The following is a 26,982-nucleotide window of genomic DNA, read 5'->3' on the forward strand; positions in this document are numbered from 1 at the left end:
CAATGCAATTGGCGCGCGCAGCCGGGCGAGCCCTACACGCGGCGCGATCCGCGGTCGAACGAAGTCGTCAGCATACGGCGCAGCAGCGTGAAGAACTTCGGCGGGAACGCGAGCATCGCATGCGTGCTCTCGAAAATCAGCTCCGCACAACGATTCTTGAGCGCCGCTTGGCCGACCGCGAGGGGAACCGGCAGCTCGTGGCCGAACTCGCTGAGATCGAAGGCCAGCAGCGCACTGACGAGCTGATAGCCCAATGGGCTGCCGCCGAAGCGATGAGGGCGACCGAACCCGACGTAGCCGATGCATGGACTACGCGCCTCGAAGAAGCCGGGATCGATCCAGAAGTAGCCCGTGCTCGCGCAGACGAACTCGCATACCATCCTTGGGAAGTGGGGGAGATGTCCGAAAATGAGCGGCTGGCTGCCGATTTCGCCGATATGGCGACGGATATCGCCGAGAATCGCGGCGCAACAGAAGAAGTCGACGACATCGTCGGTCACGAAGGTGCCGAGACGGAGCGTTTGATCAACCTCGCTCATCCCGACACGTACAGCATCGGTCCCGCGGCAACTCCGCCGATCACGATCACTCCGCCCGGCCAAGCCGTCGATCTCGAACACGTTCCCCAGCTCTGACCGCCCGACGAACGGAGGTGTGGCGCATGAAGGTAACGCGAGAAACACGACGCCCCAACAAGTCTGCGATCGGACCGGACACTGCGCTGATTATCCTCGGCTGCGCGGTGATCGTATCTTGCCTGGCGATCTGGGCGGCAGTGACCACAGGTCGGTTCTTGGCCGGAATGCCGGTGGTCGCCGATCCGGCGGCGGCGCTAATCCGGCTCGCAAAAGGCACCTATGAATGGCCGTGGCAGTCGAGTGTGCTTCTGGCAGCTGCACTTTCGATTCCGACGGCGGTTATCGCCATCGCATGGCGCAGAATTTCGAGGCGCTCGCGGATCGACTACGCCGCTCGCACGATGCAGCCGATATCAACCCTGAGCGGCGTCACCGAGCGCGACGTGACGGAGATAGCCAGACGTCTGATGCCAGAAGCGGTCGAAATCGCGGATCGCTTCGTCGGAGTGCCTCTGGGCCTCACGGTGTCCGGTGGCCAGCGCGTCTATCTGTCCTGGGAAATGCCAGCCACTTTCGTATCCGGAACCCGCACCGGCAAAACAATGGCATGGGCCGTGCCGTCGGCGCTCTGTGCCCCAGGGGCGTTGCTGTCGACGAGCAACAAACCAGACCTCTACATCCATACGCGCTACGGCCGCGAGCGCCGGGGGCGGGTGTGGTTGTGTGACCTGCAAGGAGTGACCGGCACAAGGCGAGCCGAATTCTGGTGGAATCCCTTGCGGCACATTGAAACCCTCGCCGACGCCCGCAAACTCGCCTCCTTCTTCAGCACGGCGTCCAAGGAGCCGGGCGCCCGCGTCGACGCGTACTTCGACGGCGGGGCGTGCGAACTCCTCTCGATGTACATCCTCGCCGCCGCCTGCGCCGACGGCGATCTCCAGCACGCCGCCGAGTGGTTGGGCCGCGACCAGGACGAAACGCCGGTTCTGATCCTGCGGCTGCGCAAGCACCACAACGCCGCCCGTCGAATCAAGGAGATGCAGTCGGTGACCTCCCGGCAGCGAGACGGTCTTTTCGATATGGCAAGGCGCTTTCTGGGCAGCCTGTCCGACCAGGCGTACGCGCAGGTGGTCACTCCTCCTGCGCGGAGCAAGATCTCGGTGCAGGGCGACGAACGCGTAGGCATTGTCGTCACCCGAGAACAGGAACCGGTCACTCACAACCTTCCGGAGTTCGACCCGGATGCCTTCGTCAATTCTTCAGACAGCCTGTACCCGCTCAGTATGGAAGGTCCTGACAGTGCGGCACCATTGATGACCGCGCTGGTCGGACAGATCCTGGAAGCCGCCCTGACCTCGGCGCGGCGGCGGCCCGATGGTCGGCTGCGGGTGCCGCTGCTGGCGGTCCTCGATGAGGCCGCGAACTGCTGCAAACTCGCGGAACTCCCCAACTACTACACCTACGCCGGCGGTCACGGTCTCTGCCTGATGACCTTCCTCCAAGTCCTCGAACAGGGCGTGCAGATCTGGGGGCAGGAAGGTTTGCACAAGATGTTCGCCCAGTCGGTGGAGGTATACGGCGGCGGCTGCGGAGACACGGACTACCTGCGCCGCTGGGTCGACTTGATCGGCCCGCACGAAGTCGCCGACACCCAGATCAGCACCGGCCGCGGGAACACAAGCTACACCCGCTCGTGGCGCAGCGAACCAATCTTCGATGTCGCAGAGTTGGCCGCGCTGCCGAAGGAACGCGCGGTAATCCGCTTCCCCGGCAACAAACCGGTCCTCGTCCGTAAAACCTGGTGGACCGAAACCGAGTTCGCCGCCGACATCCGCCGATCCATCGAATTGTATGGAGGCCAGCAGCGATGAAAAGCACACAGCCCCAACAGGAACCACCTGCCTTGGCATATCCGTGGTTCGTCGAATGGGCGGAGGACTGGTTCTTCCCGCAGTACGCCCGCCGCATCGCGGCCGGGAACCGCGACGGCACCTACACCTGGTGCGCGGAATGGTGGCGGCACCGCGAGGTCGCCGTCCGCATAGCTGCCCTGTGGCAGGCATGGGAAGCTGCGCGCATCACCCCAGACGGATCCACCATGAGCGCGTGGTGGCTGATGCATGCCGATCCCCAGATGCGCGCGCTCATGGATGCGGCGAACGGGCCGATGTGGCGCTGTACCCCTGAGCGCCACGAACAGGTCGCGACGTTGCCGGTCGAGCCCGTCCCTGTCGGCTACTTCTCGAAACATGCTGCATAGCAATAGTTCCAGCAGCTTAGAACATCGAATCGTTTTGCTGGCAACGTGATTCAGATTGTCGGCGGCACAGCAGCCGCGCCCCCTGTGTCTACGTCATCAGGAACCCGGTCATCGCCCCAACCATCGTCCTTCCGACGAGCGGAAGTTTACGATATCCGTTGCGGGCAAGGAGTATTCGGAACGAAAGGACGCATCGCGGGCACTTGTGGACATCATGCGGGAAGCCGCCGCTGTGTTGCGGAATCGTCCGGTCGACGAAAGCCACACCGTCGCAACGATTGACGGCTTCGACGTCGAAGTCCGCTACAGCACCGCCGAATCACTGCTCTTCGTCAAGCTGGCCGGTCTCGCTGTCGCACCACGTGCCATCGAACACGAGAAGCTTTACCTCGACTCCAAGAAGCAGGCCGGGATGACCGCCGAAGAGCGAGAAAGAGCCCTGGGCCAGTTGGCATCTGGACTCATGACCCGCGTGGAACACATGATCGACGATATTCCGAAAGCCCTCGAAGAGCGCCGATGGAAGCTCCAACTGGACGCCGACCGACTTCACCAGTTGGAGACCGAACCGCCTCCGGGCTTCGACCGACTCGACGAACTCAAGGCGATGTACGACGAGTTGGATGCGCTGCAACGGCAGCTACGACAAGAAGCGACGAGTCCGGAAGCCCTCGCACGACGCGAAGCGCTGTACCGGCGGCTTGAGGCGAAGTGTCGGAGCAACGGCTGGAGCTTGACGCTCAATGCCACCCCGGCCATGTGTCGCGAGTTGAATCTCGACTCGCCCGGACAGGTTCGTGCACTCATGGCCCGACGGCGGGACGAAGCTCTTCTCAATGCCAGCGAGAAAAGGTTTGTTGAAGATCCACTGCGTAATTCGGCCAGCAAGACGAAAGTCGTCAGCGCGCAAGGTAATAGCGAAGGCCCTACTGTTCTCGAGCTGGTGACGGAGGCATCTAGGAGCCGTGCACTGGAGCCAGTAGATGACAAATCGGACAATATGGCAACGATCGTCGCTTTTCGTGTACCGCATCGGGAAGTCGGGTTCGATCCGACGGATTGATCTACTGTGCCTCAATCGAATTGCGGCAGTTGATTGGGTTACCAGCTTCGTCCCATTCCAGAACAGTCTGCAATTGGCCTGTGTCGCCAAAGAACTTTTCTCTAGCCAGCTGGCCGTTCTTGTGCCATTCGTGAAAGACTCCGTGCGGGAGCCCGTACCGCACTTGCCCTTCAGATTTCAGGGTGCCGTCGGACCACCATTCCCTATCGGGCCCGTTTGGTATGCCGTCGACATAGAACTGTTGGGACAGAAGTTTCGACCACCTCGCCAGTGAACGGTTCGCCTTCGTGCTCAAGGCGAAGGTCGTCATCCCAGGTGACAGCGTCCGTGTTGGCATTGATCCGTCTCATCATGTCCAATCGCGATTCAGTGTCGCCCCGGCATAAACGTCAACCCCGAAGTCTTGCCACGATCAGAGTTCGAGACGTTCTCCTTGGCCAAGCAACCTTCGATTATCGTGGTCCACGCTTAGGTCGACCTCCATGGATCGTTGAACCAACCGTCGCGACGTTTCCGTTCGAAGTACTCGTCGTCTTCGTCCCAATCGGCGGGTTGGGTGTTCCGTTGCGGGCGCTGGGGAGAGGGAGGCTGTGGGCTCGGAGCCGATGGTTGGGGTGTGCCTTGAAATGGGGTCGTTTTGCGGCCGGGCGTGGCCCATGGATCCGGTGCTAGTCCGGTAAATTGTTGCGGCGCTGCCGTTTTCGCTGGCGGCTCCGGCGCCGGTTTCCGTGGCAGCGGCTGCGCCAGCGTGTCGGTAGTGCGTTCGCGTTGGGCGCGTAGGCGAGGATCGTTTTCGATGCGCGTGATCGCGACCGCGACGGACTGTCGGGCGTCCTCAAGCGCTACGGCGTGCAGGCGGACGACCGAGTCGAGCAGGGTGTCCAGGTCGAGGCTGCGACCCATTTCGGTGACCCTGATTGCGTGCAGGCTGCCGTCCGCTCCCACTTCGACGGTGACCGCGCCGCCGAGCAGCGAGGCGGTGGCGCGGCGGGTGAGCGAGGCGTCCAGCTGCTCGATATTGCCCGTCAGCGGGTCGAGATCGGCCATCGAGTCATCCCCCTTCTTGATTCGCATAGCCTATAGTGACCGGGAATTGCAGACCAGCAGGATCAGCTGGGTTGGGCGGCCGACAAGGAGGGGCGGGCCGTGGATTCGCAGGACATTTTGTATCTCGACCCAGCCGCGACACGTGCGCTGGCGGACGGATTGGGGACCGCGGGCGAGGAAATCCGTGTGATCGGCAAGGGCGGCGCGATCGTCGACGGTGTCGAGGAAGGGCTGCCTGGTGCCAACGTTCCGACGACGCTGCACACCGTGTCCCGGCGGGCCGATAGCGCGATGGGGGCGGTGGCGACCGCGTTGATGGAGATGGGTGGGACCGCGGTCGCCGCGATCATCACGTACAAGCAGCAGCAGGAGCGGGTCGCGGCGGGGTTCAAGGCTGCCACGGAGGGTATCCGATGAGCCAGCACCTGACCGTGAAACAGGTTCTGTCGTGGAAGCCGGAAACCCTTGTCGCGCAAGCGAATGAGTGGGAGCGGCAAGCCGCCGAGTTGCGCACTCGCATGGACAGTCAGTCGCGTGCGGTCGATGGCTCGCGCGAGACCTGGACCGGTCGCGCGGGCGATGCGATGCGTGACCGGTTCACCCAGGTCAACGAGAAAGCGACCAAGGTGCGCGACGCTCTGGAGCGTGGTCGCGACGCGGCGAAGGTCGCCAGCCTCAACTTCACCACCGCCAAAAGCCTTTTGGATTCTGCGAAGAAGACCGCGGAGAGCAAAGGGCTCGAGGTCCACGATGACGGCACCTGCGTTATCACCGAGAAGAAGAAGCAGTACGTCTACGCGGCGGTCAACGGTGACGCCGACAAATACACCACCGCGATCTCGGCGCTGATCATCGACTGCGACACCCAGACCGCGGTGGTGAAGCAGGCACTGAACAATGCCGCCCAGATCGACGACGAAGCCCAGCAGGCGATCAATAACGCCTTCGCCGATCTTCCGACCGCCGAATCCTTCGGCAACGCAACAACTCCCAAGACCGAGGCGAAGCAGCCGCCGAAGAACGGCACTCCGAAAGAAAACCGGCAGTGGTGGGATTCGCTGACCAAGCAGGAACAGGACGCGGTCCTCAGCACCCAGCCAGCTTCGGTCGGCAACCTCGACGGCCTGCCCGCTGACGTCCGCGACCAGGCCAACAAGACCGTATTGAAAACCGAGCAAGCCCGGCTGGACAAAGAGGTCACCGATCTCACCAACAAGCTCAACGGCATGAAGGATGCGACGCCTAACGAGTTCTCCGACGTCGCCTCCCAGCTCGAAGATCGTAAACGCCGCAAGGCGGACGTGGACAAGATCGCTGAGGTACTGGGCAAGAAGCCTGACCACAAGTTAATGGTGTTGGACACCATGTCAGGGCGGCAGGTACACGCCGCAGTGGCCACCGGCGATCCGGACAAGGCAGACCATGTCTCGGTGACCACGCCTGGGCTTGGCACGAACGTCCGCGGCTCGCTCAAGGACATGGTCGGCGAGGCCGATCAGTTGAAGGCTGAATCGGAACGGCAGTTGGACAAGGCCGGGAAGAAGAACGAAACGGTCTCGACGATCGCCTGGATTGGCTACGACGCGCCGCAGAAGGATGCCGACATCGTCAATGTCGGGTTCGAGTCGCGCGCGAAAGAAGCGGCCAAGCCGCTGGCCAACTTCTATGAAGGGCTCGATGTCGCCAGCACCAAGAACGATCCCCACATCACCGCGCTCGGGCATTCGTATGGGTCCCTCACCACCAGCTTGGCTCTGCAACAGAAGGCGGGCGGAGTCGACGATGTCGTGTTCTATGGCTCACCCGGATTGGGCGGTCACATTCCCTCGGCCGGTACTCCGATTGCGCTGTTGGGGCTGAACGATGTTGTGCACTCGCCTTCGGACTTGGGGTTGCAGGACCATCACGTCTACGAGATGACCGAAAAGAAAGATCCCGTCGTGGCCTTCAATTCCTTCGGTCGCAGTCCGCATTTCATGCCGTGGGTCACCCATCTGAGCACAGATCCGATTACGGTCGACGACCGCGTCTACACCGGCGCCGAAGGACACGCGGAATATCCTCGCACCGACCCGAAGACCAATAATCTGCACCGCTCGGGTTACAACCTGGCCGCCGTCGTCGCCGGTCTTCCCGACAACGCGATCAACCCACCGGGACAATGACACGCAAATTCAGCAGGTTCCAGCGAATCGCTCTCGGCATCGCCGCGGTCGGTGCGGCGGCGATGCTGCTACTGATTGGATGGACTTTCGTGAGCATCAGCGACAGTAATCCCCCGCATACGAGCGAGAAGGACACCGCCGAAGCAGCACAGCGTCTGCTGAAGCTGCCTCCGCTGGAAGACGCGGAAGCTGAGCTTCGGGCGGTCGTGCAGCAGATCGGCGCTGCGGCAACCGAACTCGTTCCCGGCATGAAATGGGAATGGAACAGAGACCCGATGAGGTCCGACTGTCCGGCGCCGTATGACCAAACTAATGGTCAGATCTCCTACCTTCGACACTATTACTCCGACACTCCGATTCCTGACGACGTGTGGCCGCAGTTCCTCGACCGGGTCCGCACGATCGCAGCGACCGTAGGAGCGACCGCTCCGGAGACGATGCAGAATCAATCCGGTACCGCGAGTAGCCCAGGGAATCACGACGTTTGGTTTTCCAATCCCAGCAGCGGCACCACGATCAAGGTCGGGACTCAACGCGCGTCGGTAATCTCCGCGACGGTCGGCTGCCATCTGCCCAAGGACAAGTTCAGCTCACCGACTCCAACCCCCAAGCCCACCTCCTGACCTGTGTACCGAGTGACCGGAGAAGCGTCGCACAGTGGCTGATCTTGGCCGCTCAGTAGCGCGGCTGAGACCGCAAATATTCGTCGTGTTCCTGGTCTTCGCGGTAGTAGCGCTGGGTGAGTGTGGTGAGCCGGTTGATTTCGGCGGCCATGGCAGCTGGGTCGATCGGCTTGGCGATGATCGGATCTCCGGTCTTCACGTAGTAGCGGCCATCCGCGTAGTCCATCCACCAGAAGCCGCGGCCGAAGCCGGGGCGGGCGTCGATCGCGGGACCAGCGAAGACCGTGATCTCACCGAAGCCGAGGCGTTCGCGCTTGAAGATGCGGTCCAGTTGCCGTGTGACGCTGATCTCGTAGGGTTCGCGCACATAGCGGTCGCGGTCCGCAGCAAGGTCCTCACGGCGGATCTCGATAGGCGGCTGCGCACCGGCACGAATTCTGGGTAATGCCGTAACGGCGAGTGTGGCAACGTGATTCGCGTTGCCGTAGCTCATCAGCACATCGCCCCCGGTGTCGGGCGCGGTGCCGGGCGACTGCGCTACAGCCGTACCCGCCTGCCCCTGTACCGCGCCATGGAACCGGTAGACGTTCGGTCCACCGAACCCCTTCAACTCGATGCGGACTTCCGGGTCGAACAGGGCCTGTAGTGCCCGCTCCAGTTCGTCAGTGTGCTTGCCGAGCAGGGCTTCCGCTGCCGCATCGCGTTGCCGCTTCAAGCCGGAGAGATCGGTTGTCTCCGAACGGAATCTGAGCGGGTAGGGCAAGCGGTCGCGTTCGTGTGCGGCACAAAGGATCTCGAACTCGAGGCCGGTGAATCTCCACGTGTGCATGCGTTACTCGACATCACCGATCACCGGCGGCACGGCCTTCGGCAGCGAATCCAGACCGGTGACCTCCTCGCCATTGCGCTTGTTGATGAGGTAATCCTTTGTGCCCGAGGTTGTTTCGTCGTCCTTACCCTTCCCGGCACCTGGTGCACCGCCGAACGGCGTGCCCGCGGCGCCGGGACGGGCGGTCGTCGAGTTGGTGCCGCGGGCGGCTGCCGGTGTGACGCCGGGTTGCTGTGGTGTGCCGGACACGCTGCGGCCCGGTGCGCCAGGCGATTTCGGAGTGCCCGGGGTAGTGCCCGGTGTTCTGGGTGTGCCGGGGATGGTCGGTCGGCTCGGGCTCGGTCGGCTCGGTGTGCCAGGGGCGGATAGCGTCGGCGAGGCGGGGTTCGGGGCACTCGGCGTGGCGCTCGGATTCTTCGCCGTGGCGCTCGGGTCGTTCGACGGGGTCGACGTGGGCGCCGGCGAGGTGGTGGTGGACGCGGCTTGGGTCGAATCAGGCGTAACGCTCGTCGGCTGGGTGCCCGGCTGCTGCCCAGTTTTGTCGTTCGGGTTGTCGCCGCCGGGCTTTCCTTGCCCGGAATCGGTCGGCTGGCCTCCGTCTGCCCCATCCGGGTGTGGACCGCCAGGATTCGGTCCACCACCATCGTTCGGAGCGGGAGTTACCGGCGGCGGTCCGGACGAATCGGCGATCTGCGGCGCATTGGGCAGGACTGGGACACCCCGGTCAGTTTGATGCGCGACCTGGCCATAGATCGTGTTGAAGATTCGGTGGCCTTCCTTCTCGGCCTCCTCGTCGGTGTAATCGCCTGCTTTCATCACGCCGTCCTGCGGCAATGACTTTCCACTGAGATCGGGCCGTTGGGAGACGCGGGGCATCAACGCCTGGGTCTGCTCCAGGCCGGTGTGCATCTCCCGGAGTTTGTCGGCAACCAGCATCGTCGCGGTCGCCAGCGGCCTGGACTGTTCGCTGTAAGTATTCACCGCCGACAACGCCGCATCCGCGGACGTGCCGGTCCATCCGCCCGCCAGTGTCTTGCTGAAGGCTTGGTTGAAGTTCGAGACCGCATCGCTGAGAGACAGGCTGATCTTGTGCCATGCTTCGGCGACCTGGAGCACTTGCGCTGGCCGCATCTGATCGACAACGGCGGTCATCTCCGACAGCTTCATCGTGTCGTAGGCCGGTTCGGTACCCGGGATCGTCGGCGGTTCGATGTCACCGTGGAACACCATGTTGAGGACGCTGGTCGCCGCGTAGATGTCGGACCGCTCTTTGTTCCACTGCTCTTGGGCGGCGATGATGCGCGCCCTGTACTCGTCGTAGGTCATTTCGGAGCCTCGATCCCGGAGAACTTGTCCGCAGTGGCCTGATCGACCCCGGTTATGTTCGCAATGGCTTGTGTCACAGCCTCTTTCGCCAACTGAACCGCTTCGATGTGTTGTTTGATCACGGCTTCTAGCGAAGCATCGGTACCAGATGCCTTCACTTTGAACTTCTCCTGTAAAGCCTGACCAGATGGGAGCGGTCCGAAACCGGAAACGTCCGCCAGAAATTTGATCTGGGTCAGGACCGTGCCGAGCTTCTCAAGATAGTCATCGCAGACCTTGTCCAGCCCCTTGCCGATCGCAGGGTCGAGTTTTATCTCGCCGGATTTTGCCAGCTCAAGTACCCGGCGCCATCCAGCTGGATCTTGACCAGTACTCATTCCCCCTCCTCATCAACTTGGTAGATACTTCGCCAGGTCGTCGACGCTGCGGCTCAACTCGGCGCAGGGGTCGCCCTTTTTGCCGATCTCGTATCGGGTCAGCACACGGAAGAGCGCCGAGCCATGCGGAATCTCAACTGCGAGGCCGCAGTTGAGGCGGTCTCTGTCGCCCACGTCGAGAAATTCGATCGCACGATGTGTACCGACCGTGCGCGGCTTGAATTCCTCGTAGTCTGTGCGGCGTTGAACATCATCGAGACTTGGTGTTCCGGACAGGATTCCGAGCGTGTACCAACGCGCGGACGACCGCCAGCTGCATATCTTCCATCCGTCGAAATGGGTGTCAGCAATGTCTTTGGTTTTAGTGCTGGGATTCAGGCCGACCGCCGATATCGCCGAGTCCGGCAGATCGCAAGGATTCCACAGCGCTGCATCCGGGTTGGCCGAGCTTGTTGCAGCCGATGCTGCGCTCGACGGAGCTGCGGTAGTCGGTGCCCCCTTGGTTGACGTTCCGCAGCCGGTCAGCCCGGCGAGTACCAGCACAACGGCGCATAGCGTTCCCGCCCTGCCTGTCATCAGTCCCCTTACTGCTACTACCCGCATTCGCCTGCGGTGCGATGGGCTCGATCACCCCCCGCTACCTGCACGAACCCTATCAACTAGCGCATTAGTGTCTGCAATCTTACGGACTGGAAGTATCTGCCGCCGACGTCTCCGCTGTTGATCTATGGGAGGGCGTCACGGGCCTCCAGGCAAGCGGCGCCGGCCTGCGCAGATTTCAGTGGCCAGGTCTTCATAGCCCACAGCCAACTCGGCAAGTTCCTCCCATACGTTGCCGAGCTCCCAGCTAGAGGTGCTGGTGAGGGCGATGAAGGCTCGCGAGGTGAGCTCGGCGAGGCGGTCAATGATCGGGCCGACGGTTTCGGTGTGAACGGCGGCGGCGTACGGAGCTGGCGGTATCCGGGCGGCAATCCAACGGTCGATCTCACGCACCAAAGCTGAACGCCGCGAATCGATTTCGTCTACAGCCTCGCGGTCTGTCAAGGTGACTCGGTCTGTGGTCAGCCGCCGAGTGTGCAGGTCGGCCAGCTCAGCGGCCCAACCCAGGACTGGGTGATCCCCAGAAGCCTCACCCCTACATGCTTGTAGGAGTTGGTTTTTCGGCGGGAACGGATCGTTCGCCATCGCCGTGCCGATCAAGCTGGGCAGCGGCCGATGCCGCCCAGGATCGCGAGGCGGGTGATGGGCAGGTCGGGGCCGAGCCAGTCCTGGACGGGCGCTACACCAGGGTCGAGGAGCGCGAAATCGGCGACGAGTTGCGCTACCTCGGTGGTGGTGCGGTATCGGATTTGAGCGCTGCTACCAAGGGTATCGGTCGTGGTTTGGTCGACGAGGGCCTGAGCGGATTCGCACCAGGCGTGGGTGAACACGAGATAACTACCGGGGGCCATCACGCGGCGGAACCGGGTCATGATCGCGGCTGGTTGCTCGTGGTCCATCACGTAGTGCAGGACACCGACGAGCAGCATCGCGACTGGTTGCGACCAGTCGATCCTGGCTGCGGTCCGGCATTGTTCGACGACGTCGTCGGGATGGCGTACGTCGGCGAGCAACGCCGTGACGCCGGATCGCCCCCAGGTCGCCGCATTGCAGTGCGCGTAGACGACGGGGTCGTAGTCGATGCAGGCCACGACCGCGGAGGGTTGGACCTTCTGTGCGACCTCGTAAACGGTGGGATGGATCGGGATGCCGGTGCCGATGTCGACGAACTGCCTGATACTGTTCTCGGCGGCCAATTGCACTGCCTTCAACAGGAATTGGCGGCTGAACCAGGCCATCGTCCTGGTGTCGGGTGCGACGGCGAGCATGCGGTGGGCGACGAGCTGGTCGACCACGTAGTTGTCCTTGCCGCCGAGCATGTAGTTGTAGATCCGGGCCGCATTCGGTTTAGAAGGATCCGCACCAGCAGGAACCCGCCCATGGTCGTGCCCTGCGGCAGCGTTCATGGGGCCACCACGTGGAGCAGCCAGTTCCAGAATCCGGCGTAGTCGACGGCCGTGGAGACCACGAGTTCGTGTCCGGCCGGATCGCGGCGCAGGCGCGCGTCGCGTTCGATCTGCACCCGTTCGAGGTGAAAGTCGGTGAACGGCAGCCCGAGTGCCGCACTGACGGTCAGTGGGTCGTGCATCCAGGAACCGCCGCGTCGGGTGAACCAGGCGTCGAAGTTCGCTGTCACCAACCTCGCCCATGACGGTGCGTTGGTGGTGGCGAGTCGTCGGTAGAGGTCGTCGTCGGCCGTGACGTGGAGAGCAGGGTGTGCGGTGTGGTCCGACAACACCAGTCGCGGACGGTTCAGCAGTCGCAGCGCCAGACCCGCCGAGCGGGGATCGGTGTGAAAGTTGTGCGAGGCGCGATCGGGGTGACGGTAGTGATCGAGCCAGCCGCCCATCTGGGTGACGGCCAGCCGGTCGGCCAGGTCTGGGACGACCGACAGGAGATGGGCAAGGTTGGTCAGCGGGCCCAGCCCGATCCAGCGGATCGGACCTGTTGTCGCGGAGACGATCCGGGTGGTCGCGGTGACAAACGCGGCGGATTGGTCTGGGACGCCGGTGATGTGGTCGTCGAGGAGAAACCGGTCACCACCAAGTTCGATTCCCGCGTAGACCGGAACGTCGTTGCGGTCCAGGGCATCCAGCACCGTACGTGCGAGTTTCGCACGGCGGCAGTTGGTTTCGTCCGCAGTGATCACCACCAGGTTCTCAACCCGGCGGGCCGCAACCACCAGGGCAACGATATCGTCGGCGTCGTAGCCGATATCGGTGTCTAGAAATACGATCGGATGCCGCATGTCGTCGAGGCGGCGGTGTCGATCACTACTGCCCGCCGTCAGGTTGGTGGTGTCATCAACATGTTGTATGGGCGTATCGGTAGACATCGGCATCGAAGCCTCTTTCCAACAATCGGTTGGCTTTAATTCCTCACCGAATAAAGGAATTTCGGTGCGAGATAGACCTTCGCGTGTTCGGCTTATTCGCGGCGTCGGCGGGATGAGTCGGGTCTGGCGTGACCGGTGGCGATTAAGGTGTTGAAGGCTGCGGATTTCCGTGGGCATTGCTCGGTGGAGCATTCGCGGTGACACTGCCTTTTGCCGGTGCGCTTCATCCACAGTGAACGGCGTCTCGGGCGCGTCGTGAATCCATAACCGTGGCCAAAAATTCTGCTGCGCAGGCGCATTCGCTTTCCTGTGGCGTCCTTGCGGTCGGATCCAGCCGTGGTGATCGTTGCGAGTGTGCAGGAGCATCCGCGCGAGAGAGGCGAGTGCGGCGATGACTATGAGGGTGATCGCGATCGGTAGTAACCCGTGCACGGGAACTCCTATCGAAATGGGTGGTATCCGATTGCCGAGCCTGCGTCAGGCGAGTGGAAACAGCGCGGGTAGGCGGCGGGTGCCGTGGGCGAGTTCGTCGGCGAGGTCCTGATAGGCGTGTCCGGCTTCGTCGAGCTGGACGGAGTAGTCCTCGAATAGGCTGCCTGGCGCGGCGGCCAGCGCGATGTAGGTCAGGTTGGTCAGCTGGGCGATTTGGTCGATGACCTGCCCCATCGTGTGAGTGTGGATACGCGCATCCTGATGCGGTGACGGCGCGGCCATAACCACCCATAGGTCTATGTCGCGCATCAACCGAGCACGGTGCCAATCGAGCTCTTCTGCCGCCCACAGCGGTGTTTGCTCGCGCCGGTGATGCAGTAACGCCAGCTCCCCTGCGGCATCGAGCATCGGATGATCGTCGGTGGGAAAACCTCTGCAGGCGGCCAGGATTGCGTCCCTCGAGGGAAATGGGGTCACGATCATCGGTGGTCCTTCCTGGTGGGAAGCCGTCTGGACCTCGCGAGGATGTCCGCGGTCAGATCGGTGTAGCCGTTGGCGAGTTCGGCCAGGTGTGACCAAGCAGCGTGGACACGGGGGTCGGCCGCGTCGAGCGTCATCAGCAAATGGCTTGCGTGCGTTTGCGTTTGGGCAAGCCGGTCGATGACTGCTCCGATGGTCTCGGTATGCAGGCCAGCGTTGCGATGCGGAATCGGCGCTCGCTCAGCAACCCAAACATCGATTTCGAAGATGAGTTCGTCTCTGCGCCAGTCGATTTCGGCGCGGGGGCTGGCATCCTCTGTCTGCGGATCGTCCGGCCGTGCAAGGTCGTAGGCCAGCAACTGGTCATGCAGCTGGCCGAGCTCATTGGCCAGCTGACAAAGGCGATGCTCGCCGACGTGGATGCCTGCGATGGCCACCAGCAGTTCATCGTCGGAGGGCCAGGCCAGCGGGCTGGTCACTGTTCGATCCAGACTGAACGGCAAGTTGACCGACAGGGCGGGCATGAGATCAGCACCGTTGCAACGAAGTCGGCACCGATCCGTCGAGCGCGCGCCGAGCGGCCATGAGCACGAGATTGCGCGGCGGAACGGCGCTGGCGTTCAACGGAGGTGCAACCCAGAACCACCCGATCTGCGTGTCCGTCATCGGCAGCCACACCCGTGCGGATTGATCGAGTATTCGAATCCCTTGTTGGGCAAGGGAACTCAATGCCGGTGGTTTGAGCGCCCCGCCACGGTTCGGGCCGACAAGGACGATCCAATCCCGGCGTTCGCGCTGATAGGTGATGACCGGGACGATCCACTCATCGGCCAGCATTTCCTTTACCGCCGCACCGAGTCGTGGCGGCAGCACCACCGCGCCGAGGCGGTCGCTGGTCAGGATCGACACCTTGCCGAAGGTCAGCTGAACCGGAAACCCGCGCTCCAAGTAGACATAGGCAACCTCGTTCGGATTGTGGCAGCGCTCGAACATCACTGCCCCCTACGGAACAACCGGTCATGCCAACCTCGGCCATCAGCGGGTGTGGGATGCCAAGGGCGCTCGTTCGCCGCCATTCCGACCAGCTCCAGCGCGGTGAGTCCGAGCGGCGCGGCGTATGCCTGAATCGCGGCCAATTCTTCGGCGGCACGGAGGGCCGCAAGTGCTTGGTCGGTCGAAAGGGTTCGGCCGGGCAGGAAACTGACGACCCATCCACCATCGCCAGTGCATCGAGCCTGGTGCCGTGTGATGTCGCTCGTCATCAGCGCGGCGTTCTTCACGTGTACGGACATGGGCGCGAACCCTTCATCAGATGACGGTGACCCCGTCAAGGTTTGTGACTGGGAACACATCAGACGGTACATCTGACAACTTGTCAAAACAACACTCATGCGAGACTTCGCGGGAGTTGTAGGATGGCGTCGCCGATCTGACGACGAAAGGGGCTTCGATGGCACCGACGTCGCCCACCGTGGCGCGCTGGGAACTCACGCTTCGCCTCAACGAGTGGCGGAAGCAGCTTGGTATCGACGTCGATACGGCGGCGAAGGCGCTGAAGATCACCCGAAACCACTGGTGGCAGATCATGAGCGACCGGCGAGCGCTGACCGACGATCACTTCGAGGCCATGATGAAGCTCTTCGGGATCGGTGCCGATGAGCAGCGGGAATTGCGCGCATTGCGGAACGAGGCGCGGGAGCGCGGCTGGTGGTCCGAGTATTCGGGCCTGTTCAGCGACGAGAACCGACGTCTATTCGGACTGGAACACGGCGCGCAGGCCGTCCAAAGCTACGAAGGTCTGCTCATTCCGGGCCTGCTCCAGACGGAGAACTATGCGCGAGCAATCATGGAATCCGACATAGCGCGGATCCGGCCAGTCGACGCTGAGCGCTACATCGAAGCGCGAATGCGGAGGCAGAAGCGGTTGATTGGAGATGACCGGCTCCAACTCACCGCCGTGATCAGTCAAGCGGCGCTGGTTCAGCAAACCGGTGGATCTGCGGTGCTCCGTGAGCAGCTGGCTCACCTCGTTGAGATGGTGCGCAACAAGGACGCCTCCGTCGATGTGCGAATCGTGCCGTTCTCGGCAACGCGGCGGCCGATCCTCAGCGGCTCGCCGTTCCACCTCATCGACTTCGCAAGCTCGGTGTTGCCGACCCTCGCCTGGCACGAATCGGTTGCTACGCATGGAATCATCGACGATCCGGCCCGCGTTCGCGAGCTGCGTATCATCTATGCACAACAGTTTGAATCGGCTTTGAGTCAGAGTGATTCGCTTGCTCTGATCGAGCAGACCGCAGATGGGATAGCCTGAAATATGCGCACCACCGAGACCGTCGACGAACCGCGGAGCGGCTGGTTCAAGTCCTCCAGATCCAACGACGGCCCCAACTGCGTCGAGGTGAAGTTCGAAGGTGACTCCGTGCTCATCCGCGACAGCAAATACCTCCGGGATCCTGCCAACGAGCCGTCCGCGCAACCGGTCATCACCGTGCCCGTTAGGGCTTGGGACCGGTTCCTCGGCATCGCAACAGGTTTGGCCGTTGTATCCGACGAGGTGCCTACGATTGATCGTCATGAATCGGGCCAGGTGTCCATTGTCGCGAACGGCGGGCTGAGCCACCCCGGTGAGTCCGGAGACTTCATCTCTTGGGAAGGATGGAGTCGTGTCGAGGAGGAAGTACCCGGACGAGCTGCGTGAGCGGGCCGTGCGGATGTTTGGTGAGATCCGTGATCAGCATGGGTCGGAGTGGGCGGCGATGCGGGCGGTCGCCGAGTTGTTGGGTGTGGGTCATCCGGAGACGGTTCGTGGGTGGGTGCGTCAAAGTGAGGTCGATACCGGTGCTCGCTCGGGGGTGACGACCGGGGAGTCCGAGGAGCTGAAACGGCTGCGGCGTGAGAACGCAGAACTCAAGCGCGCCAACGCAATTCTGAAAGCGGCGTCGGCTTTCTTCGCGGCCGAGATAGACCGGCCACAACGCTGATAATCCGGTTCATCACCGAACACCAGGGCCGCCGTGATGCCGACGGCCTGCGGTGGGGCATCGAGTCTATCTGCGCCGGGCTCACAGAGCTCGGCGTGAAAGTCGCCCCGTCGACCTATTACGAACACCGCCGTCGCACCGTCACCAAGCAGCAGCTGCGTGACGAGGAACTGGCCGTGGAGATAAGGCGTGTGCACCGCGAGAATTTCGGCGTGTATGGCGCGAGAAAGGTGTGGCTGCAATTGAACCGGGAAGACATCCCGGTGGCGCGCTGCACGGTGGAGCGGCTCATGCGCCGGCTCGGGTTACGAGGCGCGATGCGCGGCAAGGTCAAACGCACCACGATCCCGGACCCGAACGCGCAGCGGCCGGCGGATCTAGTGCAGCGTAAGTTCGCTCCGGCGGCGCCGAACCGGCTATGGGTTGCCGACATCACCTATGTGTCGACGTGGTCGGGGTGGGTGTATGTGGCATTCGTCGTGGACGCCTATGCGCGGCGCGTTATCGGCTGGCGCACATCCACGTCGATGACCGCCGCGTTGGTGCTCGACGCGATCGAGCATGCCATCTGGACTCGTGAACGCGAGGGCTGGAACGTGAAAGATGTTGTGCACCATAATGATCGAGGATCGCAATACACGTCGGTGAAATTCACCGAACGGCTTGCCGAAGCCGGGATCCAGCCCAGCGTAGGAGCGGTGGGATCGAGCTTCGACAACGCACTCGCCGAAACGATCAACGGCCTCTATAAAACCGAGTTGATCAAACCGCGGGCACCGTGGCGCACCGTGGATCACGTCGAGTTGGCCACCGCTGAATGGGTGGACTGGTTCAACCACCGGCGCCTCTACCAGCACTGCGGGGACATGCCACCCGCCCAGATGGAGACCGCCTACTACGCTCAGAACCCAGCCCAGCAACCTGCTGAGCTGTCACACCAGTAAGTCTCCGGACTCACCGGGGGGATTCAGGCCGGCGCTTACGTTCACAGCTGACGAGTGGGATGCATTCATGGCCGGGGTGACCGACGGCGAGTTCGCTGCCGCGTAGAAATCTGCTCTGGTCCCCGTGTCGAGTCCCTAAACTCGTGGTGGAGTCTCAGAACATTTGGCTGTGACGGAGCGGATCCGTCGCGATTTTGAGATCCGCTTCCCCATCGACTGTGCCACCGAGTGCCCTCATACCCCATGCTGGATCTGGACTACTGAGACCGGCCAGCGCTGGCGCCACCGGCACCGGTTCGACTGATCGGCAAGCAAGGTGTCGACGCACGATCACGTCGGCCGCCGCTGCCACGGCGTTGTGTTGGTGCATATGCAGATGCGTGTGCACGTTCACGGCCGGATAGTGAAAGGCTGTGGCGCGCAAGGAGTCTAGGGGCATTCCCCCGATAGATCAGGCTGTTCGTTTGGTAGCGGTTCACCTACTGGTGATGAAAGGTGTTGCGCCGGACGGCTGCTCGGCTTAGTGTGCCGAGATCGTTTGATATCGAACGTGTATCGGTTCCGGTTGAAACTACCGGGTGGGGAACCGCCGCGGGTTCGGTGGCGTCCAAATTATGAATCAACCAAACCGGGGGGACGACGGGAGGTTGGCTATGACGACAGCGGCACCTGCGGCCGGATCGGCGCAGGGACCCCAAAATGCAATGAGCACAGGAGATCCCGGCGAAACGGGTGCGGTTGCGGTGATCGGCCTGTCGTTCGCCACCAGGTGCGCAGAGTGGCAAGCCCGTGCCGCGAACTGGGCGGCCGCGCTCGAGCGGCTGGTCGACGACATGGCCCCGCCCGCTACGGGGACACGCCCGTGACTTCCGCCGAGTTCGCGATAGTCCCGGAAAACGCGTCCAGTGCGAGTGATTTCATCATCGCGACCGCGCAGTCGCTCGCGGACGGATTCCGGTCGGCCGACGGAGAGGTTGCCGGGTTGATGTCGACCTGGCGGGGCCAGGCCGCTGACTCCTACGCGGCCGGGTGGCGTGAAGTGCACCGCGGCGCTACCACGGTGTTCGATGCGTTGCGGGAGTTGGCCGAAGCGATCGGCGCCAGCGCGGAGGCCCTGAATGCGGTCGACGTTCAGCGTGCCCACGCGCAGGCTTCGGCGACTGCGGCCGGCACGTCGAGTCTGGATTTGCCATGAGTGGCGCGGATGCTCGGGGATATCGTGTCGACCTGGACCACTTGGATCAGGTGACCACGAAAATCGGTGGGCTGCTCGGGTTTTTGGATGAATGCCTGGCGGGTATCGTTTCCCGCGTTGCAGCGCTGCACCAGGAGTGGAGGGGCGCTGCGGCCACGAAACATGCTCAGGCACATAAGGATTGGGCTGCTGGCGCGGCCGAAGTGCGTGAAGGTGTGGAGGCCATGCGCGCTGCGGCCGCGAACGCGCACACCCAATATACCGAGGTGGCCCAGCTCAATCTGCGGATGTTCGGGGGCGGCCGATGACCTCGACCGTGCTGGAGGTGGATCCGCAGGTCTACTACGACGCGGCCACCTCGCTCAACCGCGTAGCGACCACGTTCTACCAAGCCCTGGAAACCCATTGGGGTGCACTGGCGAACTGTGATTCGTCGGCCGGATCCTACGAGGAAGCGCGTACCTGGGCCGCCAGCTACGACGAGCACAGCATCACCGTGATCGCGCAGCTGAAGGCGCTGGCGCGGGCGGCGGGCAACTACGCCACCGTCGTGCAGCAGGCGGGCTATAACTACGCGCTGGCCGAGTACAACGCCACCAGCGGCGAGAAGGGCGCACCCCCGGCACAGCCGGGGTTCCTGGCTCCGCCGATCCCGGCCGACCGGATGCTACCGCCCTCGGTCGGCGGCCCAGGGCAAGGGCTCGACGACGCCAAAGCCAAGGTACTGGGCCTAGTCGAAAAGGTCGGCATCATCGTGCCGGACGGCAACGCCACCAAACTGAGCAATCTGGCCGATACTTGGCGTCAGATCGCCGAGGGCGCCGAGCTGGCGGGGCTCCCGGCCGAACTGGACCGGATCGCGGCGCAGTTCGACGGCGTGAGCGCGCCGGAGCTGGCGTTCGTCACCCAGGATGTTCAGACCCTCAAGGACAGCACCCAAGCTGCGCTGGACGCGGCCCGCGAGATCGGGCAAGCCTGCCAGAAATTCCGGGAAGCGCTCGACCAGTTGCGCGACAAGCTCAAGGAAATGCTCGAAGACCTCGGCAAACAGCTGGTCAAAGAGCTGGCGATCACCTACGCCATCGGCGCGGTCGCCTCCGCGGTGACCTTCGGTATCGGCGTTGCGGTCGCCACCGCCCGCGCCCTGGAAATCACCGCCGAGGCGGCCGGACCGATCCGCACCACGATTATTTTCTGGAAAGGTAGAGAAAAGATATCGGAGGGCGTCAAGGTCACGAAAGATCTCAAGTCGTACGAAAAAGAGCTGAAACGCCTCGAAGAACTCGGCAAGAAAGACGCCAAAGCGACCGCGACGAAACCGGCGACGCTCACCAAATCGGAATCGGACGCGATCATCGACTACACCGGATCGGGCCATCAATTCAGCAACATTCCGTTGCGGAACGGCAGCGTCACCCCACAGCAACAGGAATACATCAACACCCTGAACCGGGCGCTGGACAAGCTCCCGAACTACGAGGGTCCGGTGACTCGGATCACGAATTTGACGCCCGAGCAGATAGCCGCCTATCGGAGGATCCAAGAGACGAACGGCACGCGCATCGAAGAAGCGTTCACCTCCACCTCCCCGTTCAAGGACGCAGGCGGTGTCCGGGACGGCAACGTCGAATTTCGCATCTTCAGCAGGACGGGTAAAGACATTTCGTCGTACGGCCCGAATCCGGAAATCCTGTTCAAAACGGATACACCATTCAAGGTCACCAAGGTGGGCACCGACTGGTCGACCGGACGAACCATTATCCAAATGGTCGAAAAATGAGAGAAAGCGAGAGGGAAATGGTTCGTGAGAGGATCGGCGGCGGCATCTTCGACTACGACGACAACGAGCCTCTAGACCCCGAAATCCTGGCCAAGGCCGAGGCGGCGTTCGCCGAATTCGAGGCGCGTGAACCTCAGATCCGGTACGCTGATCTGCCAGAGCGGTTCCATGACGATTTGGTCGGCACCGAATTCGAGGGCTGGACACCACCCGAGACACCTGAGCAATAACGAGACAAAGGGACCAACCGGTGCCCGGTCCGACGCGGTCCGATGTGGGGCATCAGATATCGAGTTCGTGATCGCTCCGAACCGTTCCCGCCGATGGTGACAGTGTGCCGTGCAGATGCGCGTCCATCGCAGTGAATCCCTGATGGCTGTTCGTTTCGCGCGAGGATTGTGCGGGCGCAGCCATTTTGCGGTGTCGACGTTCGTCGCAGGCAGTTGCCAACTGATGTCGGAACCATGAGGCATCGGCACCCGATGCGACTGCGGTCGCCGGGTGCGAGCAGGCCGCGTCCGACGGTATGGGTGGCTCGTCGACGGATGCCATTTGGTCGATGATGGCGAGTCGCTGATGGAGGCGATTGATTAGATCGTCCAGCTCGTCGTCGGTGAGCGTTTGCACCGGGGCGATGCGGAAAGCGGCGTGCGGGGCAGCGTTGCTGCGCTGGCCGCGCTTGGTCGAGATCCTGAATTGCCGGTTCGTTTCGTGTTGTGATTCAGCTGCTTTGGGCGGAGCTGGTTGGCCATGTTGAGCGACGGTTGCACGGGCGTTGAGTTCCCTGACCAGCCGCCAGTACAACGCGGCGGCTGGCAGTTCGTCGGGCAGCGGCTGGGCGTGGATCGTGCCGATCACGACCGAGCCGATGTCTGGGTCCATGTTGGAGGCGCGGTCGAGCTGTTCGGCGAGGATTGGCCAGAAGGGGTCGGCAAGAATCGCTTCTCCGTCACTGCTGACGAGTGTTGCCGCCCATCGGTTGTTCAAGCGTTCGGCATCGCTGCCGATCGCCTCCGCCACCGAGCGGTTGAGTTGGTCTTGGTAGAGGCGTTCGGCATTTGGGTAGCGGCGGGGTCGTCCGGTCGGACGCCGATCGGCGTCATCGATCTGAAGCGCTGCACGCCAGACCGTTAGCCTGCCGAGCAGCTCCGGATAGGTGCCGACGAAGGCCCATGCCCATGCCGGTGCGCTGGCGAAGCTGAAGCTGCGAGCGCGTTTTTCGACCTGCTCGGCAAGGTCGGTGACCAGAGCGGTACGCGTGCGCAGGTAGGGGCCGTAGTCGGGGTGATGGAGCAGAGCTTGCGGTACCGCGGGCAACCACGGTACCGGGCCGACACCTGCGGAGTGTTTACCGCTGGCATCGAGCCGCCAATCGAGTACTGCGGCAACGTCGTCAGCGGTTTCCAGTTCGCGCTCGGCGGCGGCCTGTCGTAGCTCGGCGATGGGATCGAGGCCCTCGAGCGCGATCCTGGCAAGGTGTCCGCGGAGCACCGGCCATGCCGGCTGATCGGTCAGTCCGGTGTACACGCTGTCGGCTTCTCGATCGATTCGGTCCATCACTTCTGGGCCGACGACGTCTTCGGCGATGGCACCGATGGAGTCGACATAGGCATCGACCGCGGGCCCGAGCCTGCGGATCGGGTCGTGGGATTCGCGCTGGACGGTCGTTGCCGAACGCTGCGCACTGTCGCGACCGATGATCGCGGTGAGCCGGTCGACGGTGGTCTCCGGATGCAGCGCCTGGTAGGTCCATGGGCTTTGCTCGCTGCCGTCGGTTGCTGTCGGAACGTAGATGTAGTTGGCGTGCCGACCGCGGGTGACCATGACATAGAGCATCGCGCGATCTTCGTGACCGGCGAGCACGCCGTGGCACACGTCGGTGGTGATGCCCTGGGCTGTGCTGATCGTGCTGGCGTAACCCAAATCAACATCGGCTGCGACGTATTCCGGCGGCAAGATGACGCGTCGGTGCGACCGCAGATGGGTTACCTCCAAGCTGCCGTCCGGATTCACGGACATGACGAGCCATCGGTATCCGTTGCGCACCGAATCGGTTGCTGAGATGCGCAATCGAGAGTCGTTGCGGCGCGTGATGATCAGATCACCCGCACCGACCATCAGGCCGTCGGCGAGTTCGACTTCCTGCCCCGCGCGCCCGCCATTAGCAAGGAGTGCGGCGATCCGGTCTGTCCTGGCTCGCTCGTTCAGCGCGCGCACGATCTCGTGCGTCGGGGCGAGCATGACAGCATCTTTCCCGTCGGCAATGTCGCGGTTCCAGGCGCGGTAGGCGGCGTCCTGGATCGCTGCGGGGGTGCCCGCGTGGATGCGGCCGAGGTCGAGATAGTGGGCGATGGCGGTGGGATCGCCGGAACGCAGTGCCAGGCTTGCTGGACCTTCCGCACGGTCGTGGAACCTCATCACGTCGGTCAGGGTGTGGGCGTTGGTTGTCTCGACGACGTCGCGCACGATGCCACCGGCCGCGACAGAGGCGAGCTGGTGGTCATCGCCGATACCGCGGACGGTCGCGCCGCGCTTACGTAGGAAGGCGATGGCCAGGTCGAGCTTCAAGGTGCTGGCTTTGGCGATCTCGTCGATGACGATCAGATGGTTCGGACCGATGTCGTGAATCCATTGCGGGACAACCGGATCGTCCCCGGCGAGAAGGCGCTGAAGGGTGTAGGTCAGCTTGTCGATCGTGTAGGTGGGAGCCCCGATTTCCTCCCCGAGGATCGCCGCTGCAGCGGCGGTCGGTGCGAGACCGAGAACGGTGCCGGACTCGGCGGTCCATGCCTTCGTCAGGACTTGCATCGCGGTGGTTTTACCGGTGCCCGCCGGTGCGGTCGCGACAGCGAATTGCGCGCCGGACGTCGCGAACTCACGCACGAGCGCGACCTGCCCAGCGTTGAGGCTTCTCCCACTGGCGGTCGCGAAATCGCGGACCGCCGCGTCGACGGTGCTGCGGGAGATCGCTTTCCCCGCGCCGCCATGGGCCGCGGCAAGGAGGCGGCGCTCGGCCGCCAGGATGCGGGCGGAGGTGTACTGCTGCGAGCCCGCGCTGTGGTAGACATTCGTGCCATCGCGACGCAGCAACAGGGCAGGGGTAGGGAACTGGTCGGGTTCGCGCCGGGTGATCGATCGGCTCGGCGCCAACGCTTCGCGGACAACCGCATCGGTGATGTCCGCCCACCGCTCGTCCGGAATCCGGCCGCGAACAAGACGCTGAACCTCTGACCGGACGTGAGTCTCCCGCCAGGTCGCGCGTTCTTCGGAGACGATCGCGATCACCTCGTCCGCGGCGCGGGCGATCCACTCGGAATCAACGGTTTCGTACGACCGCTGAGGGGGACAGCACGCCGTATTGACCATCGCCGCAACGGCGCTCGGTGAACCCAGAACCTCGACCGCTTCGTCCCACCAACTCGCCCGCTGCTCGCCGAGTGAGCGAAGCTCGTGCTTGGCTTCGCGAGTCTCCAGAGTGGCCCGCTCGGCGAGCTCCAGCATCTCCTTGGGCGTCGGCTCACGATGGTGGGCATGCTGGAACTGGGTCGCCAGCTGCCCCAATCGGTCCTCGATTTGCGCGCGGCGCCGCGACCATCGCCGACACAATTCCCGGTCGACGCCGATGATCTCGCGCGTCGGCCGCTTGGATGGATCAGGGTGCGGCACGGTTTCGAACGCAACGCCGACCAACCGGGCGAGATGGATCTCAAGCCTCGAGTTATAGATCTCGGAGGCGGTGACGGTGCCCTGGTAAATCATCCGGCCGTCGAGTGCATACCAACTACCGGCCAGCGTCCGGACCTTGTTCGCCAGCACGAGGTGCGTGTGCAAATCAGGGTCACCGGCACGGCTGTCCCGGTGGACGAACGCCGTCCCGATCAGGCCCTCGACATCCAGTTGCCGATATCCGTTGCGGCCGACCCGCGTATAGGTGTGGTGCCGTTCAAGATAGGAAAGGGCGTCGGCGACGGCGGCATCGTGCGCGGACCGGATCCGCGCCGCGACAGGACATGGTGCGATAGCCCAGAGCGCGGACACGCTCTTGGGCGGCGAGAAGGTCACATCGAAACCGGCCACCGCGGTGGTCTTGTTGCGCGAATGCCGCGCCACCCAGCCCGACAACTCGCGGTCGTTGAGCGGGGGACGAGAAAGCTCTTCCTGGAACATTTTTCGCGCCACCTGGGTGCGGATCTCGGCGCGCTCGTCCTCCGGCAACGCCGCGTTGCCAGGAAGCCCGCGGGCATGATTCGCAGCGGCGAACGCTTCCGCGCAGCGTTGGCGGTACTCGCCAGCTCCGGAATAGATCCTGAACGGATTACCGAGCCGAGTCGCCGCCAGCGCCGCCCGCGCGGCGTCTTTTGCCTTTGCGCCCCTTGCGATCTCGGCGCGACGAACTTCTGCCTCGATCACCGTCGCGTTCGGGTGGCGCCCCTCGCCGTAGAGGGCCTTCATCTGCTCCTCCGACACGCGGTCCCCGACAGCGATGTCGTCGAAGGCGATCAGCCCGGAACCACACCACGTCCCCGGCGATTCACCCTTCGCAGTGTAGTAATCCGCCAGCGCCGACCGCCCGCGACTGGAAGCGTCGTAGGCGGCTATTTGGCGGATGTAATAGCTGTACCCGTCGCCAGCGGAAAGCTTGTGAAGCGTCGCGGTCACCATCTCGATTATACCGCCGTTATTGGTTCGTGATCCTGTATGCAAGAGGTGTGGAAAAGCGTATTTGGCGTTGGTTATGGCATGTGATGGCAATTAGTCATATGTGTTTCGGCGGCACTTCAAAGGTATAATTACATCAAATTGTCGGTTCTTAATGTGCTGGGGGTTGTGGCTATGGTTGCTAGGAAATCTTCGGCGGTCGCGGCGCGCAGGCTGGCCCGGGAACGGCTTGCGCTGGAGCGTGCAAAACAAGCCGAGCGGAACAAAGCCAATGAAGCCGACCTCGTGGAATATCTGCTTCTCGGGCAGCGCATCGAGACGGCCAATGTCGAATACGCGGAATCGGTATCAGCCGCACGAGATCGTCACGACCAAACTATTGCGATACTGCGGCAGCGACAAGCCGACTGCCTGCGGCAAATGAGCGGTCGCGGCGAGATGGACGCCAGCATCGCCGACCGTGTCGGCATGCCGATAAAAGAAGTTCGCCGTATTACCAGGACAAGGACGAATGGGCGGGCGAGCAATCGCCGCGGTGCGGAGGAAGGCGGGACAGAGCATGGGTGCTGACCAGAGCCGCTCCGGCGCGGTCGTCACCTGCACCACCGCGCGCATTCACGGCATCCAGGACGGGCGGATCAGCGCGAGCTTTGCGCGAACACCCGAAGCGTTCGTCAGCGTGGCTTGGGGGCGTATCGGGCTGCGGTTCCTGACGGCCAACGCCGCCCAAGGGGTGCTGGAGGGATTCGCCGCTGTTCGCGCCCACTTGATCGGCCTCGAATACGCTGCCCCGATACCCAGCGACGGTGCCGACCACGAGTACGGACAATCGGCGGTGATGCTGACCTGGGAGCGGCGCACCCCATACGCGGTCGTCAGACGCGATGCCTACAGCAAGGTTCACCAGCGCACGGTCCGCTGGATCGATCTGCACATGGGCCCCGTCACCTGGCAGATCGTCGACCGGACCGGGTACAACAGCGTCATCAGCATCCTGAAAGATGCCCACCGCACGGCCGTCGCAGTGTGCCGTGACGGGAGCAAATTCCGCGCCGACCCGACCAAAGACAACTATCGAGGACCCGACTTCGAAACGCTGTACAAACTCACTCGCGAGCGCCACAAGCCGACCGGCAAACCCAGTCCAGCGCAGCGTGACGCACCTTCCGAGGGCGCGTACACCAATTCGCTGATCCAGATGGCATCCAACTCCGCGCCAGCAGCAACTCAACCTGGAAAGGACGGATCTCTTCCGACCCGCACAGCGTCCACCGCCGACCACAGCACCGATCTCGATCTGTAGGC

The 26,982-nt window shown here is 63.1% G+C and carries 30 protein-coding genes; 16 read left to right on the plus strand and 14 right to left on the minus strand.

Translation table 11 applies throughout. The annotated features are described in order from the left end of the window. Positions 1-32 precede the first annotated feature (32 nt). Positions 33-539 (minus strand): hypothetical protein, encoded by a 507-nt coding sequence (locus F5544_RS04470; protein WP_167471992.1) that lies wholly within the window; start codon positions 537-539, stop codon positions 33-35. Positions 540-661: 122 nt separating this feature from the next. Here F5544_RS04470 and F5544_RS04475 point away from each other — a divergent pair, with 122 nt between their 5' ends. The 3 genes from F5544_RS04475 to F5544_RS04485 all read left to right on the plus strand — a co-directional run bounded on the left by F5544_RS04475 (position 662) and on the right by F5544_RS04485 (position 3,901). Then, positions 662-2,449, plus strand: coding sequence for a type IV secretory system conjugative DNA transfer family protein (locus F5544_RS04475; protein ID WP_167471993.1), 1,788 nt, complete (start codon positions 662-664; stop codon positions 2,447-2,449). Further along, complete coding sequence (locus tag F5544_RS04480; RefSeq protein ID WP_167471994.1) at positions 2,446-2,838, plus strand: DUF4913 domain-containing protein; 393 nt, start codon at positions 2,446-2,448, stop codon at positions 2,836-2,838. The genes F5544_RS04475 and F5544_RS04480 overlap by 4 nt, the downstream gene beginning before the upstream one ends. Before the next feature lie 214 nt (positions 2,839-3,052). Next, complete coding sequence (locus tag F5544_RS04485) at positions 3,053-3,901, plus strand: hypothetical protein (protein WP_167471995.1); 849 nt, start codon at positions 3,053-3,055, stop codon at positions 3,899-3,901. 468 nt (positions 3,902-4,369) lie between these two features. On the opposite strand, the gene F5544_RS04490 is transcribed toward F5544_RS04485, so the two are convergent. Then, positions 4,370-4,948 carry a hypothetical protein gene (locus F5544_RS04490; protein WP_167471996.1) on the minus strand — a complete coding sequence of 193 codons (579 nt, stop codon included), beginning with the start codon at positions 4,946-4,948 and terminating at the stop codon, positions 4,370-4,372. Between the two features lie 99 nt (positions 4,949-5,047). Here F5544_RS04490 and F5544_RS04495 point away from each other — a divergent pair, with 99 nt between their 5' ends. The 3 genes from F5544_RS04495 to F5544_RS04505 are packed head-to-tail and all read left to right on the plus strand — an operon-like array spanning position 5,048 to position 7,736. Then, the gene (locus F5544_RS04495) at positions 5,048-5,365 is read left to right on the plus strand and encodes a hypothetical protein (protein ID WP_167471997.1); all 318 of its coding nucleotides are present in this window, start codon (positions 5,048-5,050) and stop codon (positions 5,363-5,365) included. Then, positions 5,362-7,113, plus strand: a complete 1,752-nt coding sequence (locus F5544_RS04500) for an alpha/beta hydrolase (RefSeq protein ID WP_167471998.1) — start codon at positions 5,362-5,364, stop codon at positions 7,111-7,113. Before F5544_RS04495 ends, F5544_RS04500 begins: the two co-directional genes overlap by 4 nt. Continuing rightward, positions 7,110-7,736, plus strand: a complete 627-nt coding sequence (locus F5544_RS04505) for an LppA family lipoprotein (RefSeq protein WP_167471999.1) — start codon at positions 7,110-7,112, stop codon at positions 7,734-7,736. Before F5544_RS04500 ends, F5544_RS04505 begins: the two co-directional genes overlap by 4 nt. Positions 7,737-7,788: 52 nt before the next feature. On the opposite strand, the gene F5544_RS04510 is transcribed toward F5544_RS04505, so the two are convergent. From F5544_RS04510 to F5544_RS04560, 11 genes are all read right to left on the minus strand, one after another. Further along, entirely contained in the window at positions 7,789-8,565 is a 777-nt protein-coding gene (locus tag F5544_RS04510) for an ESX secretion-associated protein EspG (RefSeq protein WP_167472000.1), read from the minus strand. A 3-nt stretch (positions 8,566-8,568) separates the two neighbouring features. Continuing rightward, positions 8,569-9,891 carry a WXG100 family type VII secretion target gene (locus F5544_RS04515; RefSeq protein WP_167472001.1) on the minus strand — a complete coding sequence of 441 codons (1,323 nt, stop codon included), beginning with the start codon at positions 9,889-9,891 and terminating at the stop codon, positions 8,569-8,571. Then, entirely contained in the window at positions 9,888-10,268 is a 381-nt protein-coding gene (locus F5544_RS04520; RefSeq protein WP_167472002.1) for a hypothetical protein, read from the minus strand. The genes F5544_RS04515 and F5544_RS04520 overlap by 4 nt, the downstream gene beginning before the upstream one ends. 12 nt (positions 10,269-10,280) lie before the next feature. Further along, on the minus strand, positions 10,281-10,844 hold the full coding sequence (locus F5544_RS04525; RefSeq protein WP_167472003.1) for a DUF3558 domain-containing protein: 564 nt from the start codon (positions 10,842-10,844) through the stop codon (positions 10,281-10,283). A 162-nt stretch (positions 10,845-11,006) separates the two neighbouring features. Continuing rightward, a complete protein-coding gene (locus F5544_RS04530) occupies positions 11,007-11,453 on the minus strand; it encodes a DUF4254 domain-containing protein (protein ID WP_167478983.1) in 447 nt (148 codons plus the stop codon). A gap of 11 nt (positions 11,454-11,464) precedes the next feature. Next, positions 11,465-12,274 carry an SAM-dependent methyltransferase gene (locus tag F5544_RS04535; RefSeq protein ID WP_167472004.1) on the minus strand — a complete coding sequence of 270 codons (810 nt, stop codon included), beginning with the start codon at positions 12,272-12,274 and terminating at the stop codon, positions 11,465-11,467. Beyond that, positions 12,271-13,635 carry a nucleoside hydrolase gene (locus F5544_RS04540; protein ID WP_167472005.1) on the minus strand — a complete coding sequence of 455 codons (1,365 nt, stop codon included), beginning with the start codon at positions 13,633-13,635 and terminating at the stop codon, positions 12,271-12,273. The genes F5544_RS04535 and F5544_RS04540 overlap by 4 nt, the downstream gene beginning before the upstream one ends. A 45-nt stretch (positions 13,636-13,680) precedes the next feature. Then, positions 13,681-14,118, minus strand: a complete 438-nt coding sequence (locus F5544_RS04545; RefSeq protein WP_167472006.1) for a hypothetical protein — start codon at positions 14,116-14,118, stop codon at positions 13,681-13,683. Further along, positions 14,115-14,639 (minus strand): DUF4254 domain-containing protein, encoded by a 525-nt coding sequence (locus F5544_RS04550; RefSeq protein ID WP_167472007.1) that lies wholly within the window; start codon positions 14,637-14,639, stop codon positions 14,115-14,117. Before F5544_RS04550 ends, F5544_RS04545 begins: the two co-directional genes overlap by 4 nt. A gap of 4 nt (positions 14,640-14,643) precedes the next feature. Then, complete coding sequence (locus tag F5544_RS04555; RefSeq protein WP_167472008.1) at positions 14,644-15,108, minus strand: hypothetical protein; 465 nt, start codon at positions 15,106-15,108, stop codon at positions 14,644-14,646. Further along, entirely contained in the window at positions 15,108-15,407 is a 300-nt protein-coding gene (locus F5544_RS04560; RefSeq protein WP_167472009.1) for a hypothetical protein, read from the minus strand. Before F5544_RS04560 ends, F5544_RS04555 begins: the two co-directional genes overlap by 1 nt. A gap of 158 nt (positions 15,408-15,565) precedes the next feature. Between F5544_RS04560 and F5544_RS04565 the strand changes: the two genes are divergently transcribed. From F5544_RS04565 to F5544_RS04600, 8 genes are all read left to right on the plus strand, one after another. Further along, entirely contained in the window at positions 15,566-16,429 is an 864-nt protein-coding gene (locus F5544_RS04565) for a helix-turn-helix domain-containing protein (RefSeq protein WP_167472010.1), read from the plus strand. Positions 16,430-16,432: 3 nt separating this feature from the next. Beyond that, positions 16,433-16,816 (plus strand): DUF397 domain-containing protein, encoded by a 384-nt coding sequence (locus tag F5544_RS04570; protein WP_167472011.1) that lies wholly within the window; start codon positions 16,433-16,435, stop codon positions 16,814-16,816. A gap of 13 nt (positions 16,817-16,829) precedes the next feature. Next, positions 16,830-18,043 (plus strand): IS3 family transposase gene (locus tag F5544_RS04575; protein WP_238847414.1). Its coding sequence is split into 2 segments (ribosomal slippage): positions 16,830-17,061 and positions 17,061-18,043, totalling 1,215 coding nucleotides; the frame shifts between segments, so codons are not numbered across the junction. A gap of 704 nt (positions 18,044-18,747) precedes the next feature. After that, complete coding sequence (locus tag F5544_RS04580; RefSeq protein ID WP_167472012.1) at positions 18,748-18,909, plus strand: hypothetical protein; 162 nt, start codon at positions 18,748-18,750, stop codon at positions 18,907-18,909. Beyond that, the gene (locus F5544_RS04585; protein ID WP_167472013.1) at positions 18,906-19,238 is read left to right on the plus strand and encodes a WXG100 family type VII secretion target; all 333 of its coding nucleotides are present in this window, start codon (positions 18,906-18,908) and stop codon (positions 19,236-19,238) included. Before F5544_RS04580 ends, F5544_RS04585 begins: the two co-directional genes overlap by 4 nt. Then, entirely contained in the window at positions 19,235-19,546 is a 312-nt protein-coding gene (locus F5544_RS04590; protein WP_167472014.1) for a WXG100 family type VII secretion target, read from the plus strand. Before F5544_RS04585 ends, F5544_RS04590 begins: the two co-directional genes overlap by 4 nt. Beyond that, complete coding sequence (locus F5544_RS04595; RefSeq protein WP_167472015.1) at positions 19,543-21,018, plus strand: hypothetical protein; 1,476 nt, start codon at positions 19,543-19,545, stop codon at positions 21,016-21,018. Before F5544_RS04590 ends, F5544_RS04595 begins: the two co-directional genes overlap by 4 nt. A gap of 17 nt (positions 21,019-21,035) precedes the next feature. Next, on the plus strand, positions 21,036-21,248 hold the full coding sequence (locus tag F5544_RS04600) for a hypothetical protein (protein WP_167472016.1): 213 nt from the start codon (positions 21,036-21,038) through the stop codon (positions 21,246-21,248). 52 nt (positions 21,249-21,300) lie between these two features. Here the strand turns inward: F5544_RS04600 and mobF are convergent, their stop codons facing one another. Beyond that, positions 21,301-25,680, minus strand: coding sequence for a MobF family relaxase (gene mobF, locus F5544_RS04605; protein WP_238847088.1), 4,380 nt, complete (start codon positions 25,678-25,680; stop codon positions 21,301-21,303). A gap of 171 nt (positions 25,681-25,851) precedes the next feature. On the opposite strand from mobF, the gene F5544_RS04610 reads away from it, so the two are divergent. Together F5544_RS04610 and F5544_RS04615 are read left to right on the plus strand one after the other, a co-directional pair. After that, on the plus strand, positions 25,852-26,247 hold the full coding sequence (locus F5544_RS04610) for a hypothetical protein (protein WP_167472018.1): 396 nt from the start codon (positions 25,852-25,854) through the stop codon (positions 26,245-26,247). After that, the gene (locus tag F5544_RS04615) at positions 26,237-26,980 is read left to right on the plus strand and encodes a hypothetical protein (protein WP_167472019.1); all 744 of its coding nucleotides are present in this window, start codon (positions 26,237-26,239) and stop codon (positions 26,978-26,980) included. Before F5544_RS04610 ends, F5544_RS04615 begins: the two co-directional genes overlap by 11 nt. Positions 26,981-26,982 lie beyond the last annotated feature (2 nt).

It is taken from the genome of Nocardia arthritidis (assembly GCF_011801145.1).
Lineage (GTDB): Bacteria > Actinomycetota > Actinomycetes > Mycobacteriales > Mycobacteriaceae > Nocardia > Nocardia arthritidis_A.

Bases quoted from the DNA above. Each gene is read 5' to 3' on its own strand.
- F5544_RS04470 (WP_167471992.1), bottom strand. From the start codon at position 539: ATGAGCGAGGTTGATCAAACGCTCCGTCTCGGCACCTTCGTGACCGAC.
- F5544_RS04475 (WP_167471993.1), top strand. From the start codon at position 662: ATGAAGGTAACGCGAGAAACACGACGCCCCAACAAGTCTGCGATCGGA.
- F5544_RS04480 (WP_167471994.1), top strand. From the start codon at position 2,446: ATGAAAAGCACACAGCCCCAACAGGAACCACCTGCCTTGGCATATCCG.
- F5544_RS04485 (WP_167471995.1), top strand. From the start codon at position 3,053: ATGCGGGAAGCCGCCGCTGTGTTGCGGAATCGTCCGGTCGACGAAAGC.
- F5544_RS04490 (WP_167471996.1), bottom strand. From the start codon at position 4,948: ATGGCCGATCTCGACCCGCTGACGGGCAATATCGAGCAGCTGGACGCC.
- F5544_RS04500 (WP_167471998.1), top strand. From the start codon at position 5,362: ATGAGCCAGCACCTGACCGTGAAACAGGTTCTGTCGTGGAAGCCGGAA.
- F5544_RS04505 (WP_167471999.1), top strand. From the start codon at position 7,110: ATGACACGCAAATTCAGCAGGTTCCAGCGAATCGCTCTCGGCATCGCC.
- F5544_RS04510 (WP_167472000.1), bottom strand. From the start codon at position 8,565: ATGCACACGTGGAGATTCACCGGCCTCGAGTTCGAGATCCTTTGTGCC.
- F5544_RS04515 (WP_167472001.1), bottom strand. From the start codon at position 9,891: ATGACCTACGACGAGTACAGGGCGCGCATCATCGCCGCCCAAGAGCAG.
- F5544_RS04520 (WP_167472002.1), bottom strand. From the start codon at position 10,268: ATGAGTACTGGTCAAGATCCAGCTGGATGGCGCCGGGTACTTGAGCTG.
- F5544_RS04525 (WP_167472003.1), bottom strand. From the start codon at position 10,844: ATGACAGGCAGGGCGGGAACGCTATGCGCCGTTGTGCTGGTACTCGCC.
- F5544_RS04530 (WP_167478983.1), bottom strand. From the start codon at position 11,453: ATGGCGAACGATCCGTTCCCGCCGAAAAACCAACTCCTACAAGCATGT.
- F5544_RS04535 (WP_167472004.1), bottom strand. From the start codon at position 12,274: ATGAACGCTGCCGCAGGGCACGACCATGGGCGGGTTCCTGCTGGTGCG.
- F5544_RS04545 (WP_167472006.1), bottom strand. From the start codon at position 14,118: ATGATCGTGACCCCATTTCCCTCGAGGGACGCAATCCTGGCCGCCTGC.
- F5544_RS04550 (WP_167472007.1), bottom strand. From the start codon at position 14,639: ATGCCCGCCCTGTCGGTCAACTTGCCGTTCAGTCTGGATCGAACAGTG.
- F5544_RS04555 (WP_167472008.1), bottom strand. From the start codon at position 15,108: ATGTTCGAGCGCTGCCACAATCCGAACGAGGTTGCCTATGTCTACTTG.
- F5544_RS04560 (WP_167472009.1), bottom strand. From the start codon at position 15,407: ATGTCCGTACACGTGAAGAACGCCGCGCTGATGACGAGCGACATCACA.
- F5544_RS04565 (WP_167472010.1), top strand. From the start codon at position 15,566: ATGGCACCGACGTCGCCCACCGTGGCGCGCTGGGAACTCACGCTTCGC.
- F5544_RS04570 (WP_167472011.1), top strand. From the start codon at position 16,433: ATGCGCACCACCGAGACCGTCGACGAACCGCGGAGCGGCTGGTTCAAG.
- F5544_RS04580 (WP_167472012.1), top strand. From the start codon at position 18,748: ATGAGCACAGGAGATCCCGGCGAAACGGGTGCGGTTGCGGTGATCGGC.
- F5544_RS04590 (WP_167472014.1), top strand. From the start codon at position 19,235: ATGAGTGGCGCGGATGCTCGGGGATATCGTGTCGACCTGGACCACTTG.
- F5544_RS04595 (WP_167472015.1), top strand. From the start codon at position 19,543: ATGACCTCGACCGTGCTGGAGGTGGATCCGCAGGTCTACTACGACGCG.
- F5544_RS04600 (WP_167472016.1), top strand. From the start codon at position 21,036: ATGGTTCGTGAGAGGATCGGCGGCGGCATCTTCGACTACGACGACAAC.
- mobF (WP_238847088.1), bottom strand. From the start codon at position 25,680: ATGGTGACCGCGACGCTTCACAAGCTTTCCGCTGGCGACGGGTACAGC.
- F5544_RS04610 (WP_167472018.1), top strand. From the start codon at position 25,852: ATGGTTGCTAGGAAATCTTCGGCGGTCGCGGCGCGCAGGCTGGCCCGG.
- F5544_RS04615 (WP_167472019.1), top strand. From the start codon at position 26,237: ATGGGTGCTGACCAGAGCCGCTCCGGCGCGGTCGTCACCTGCACCACC.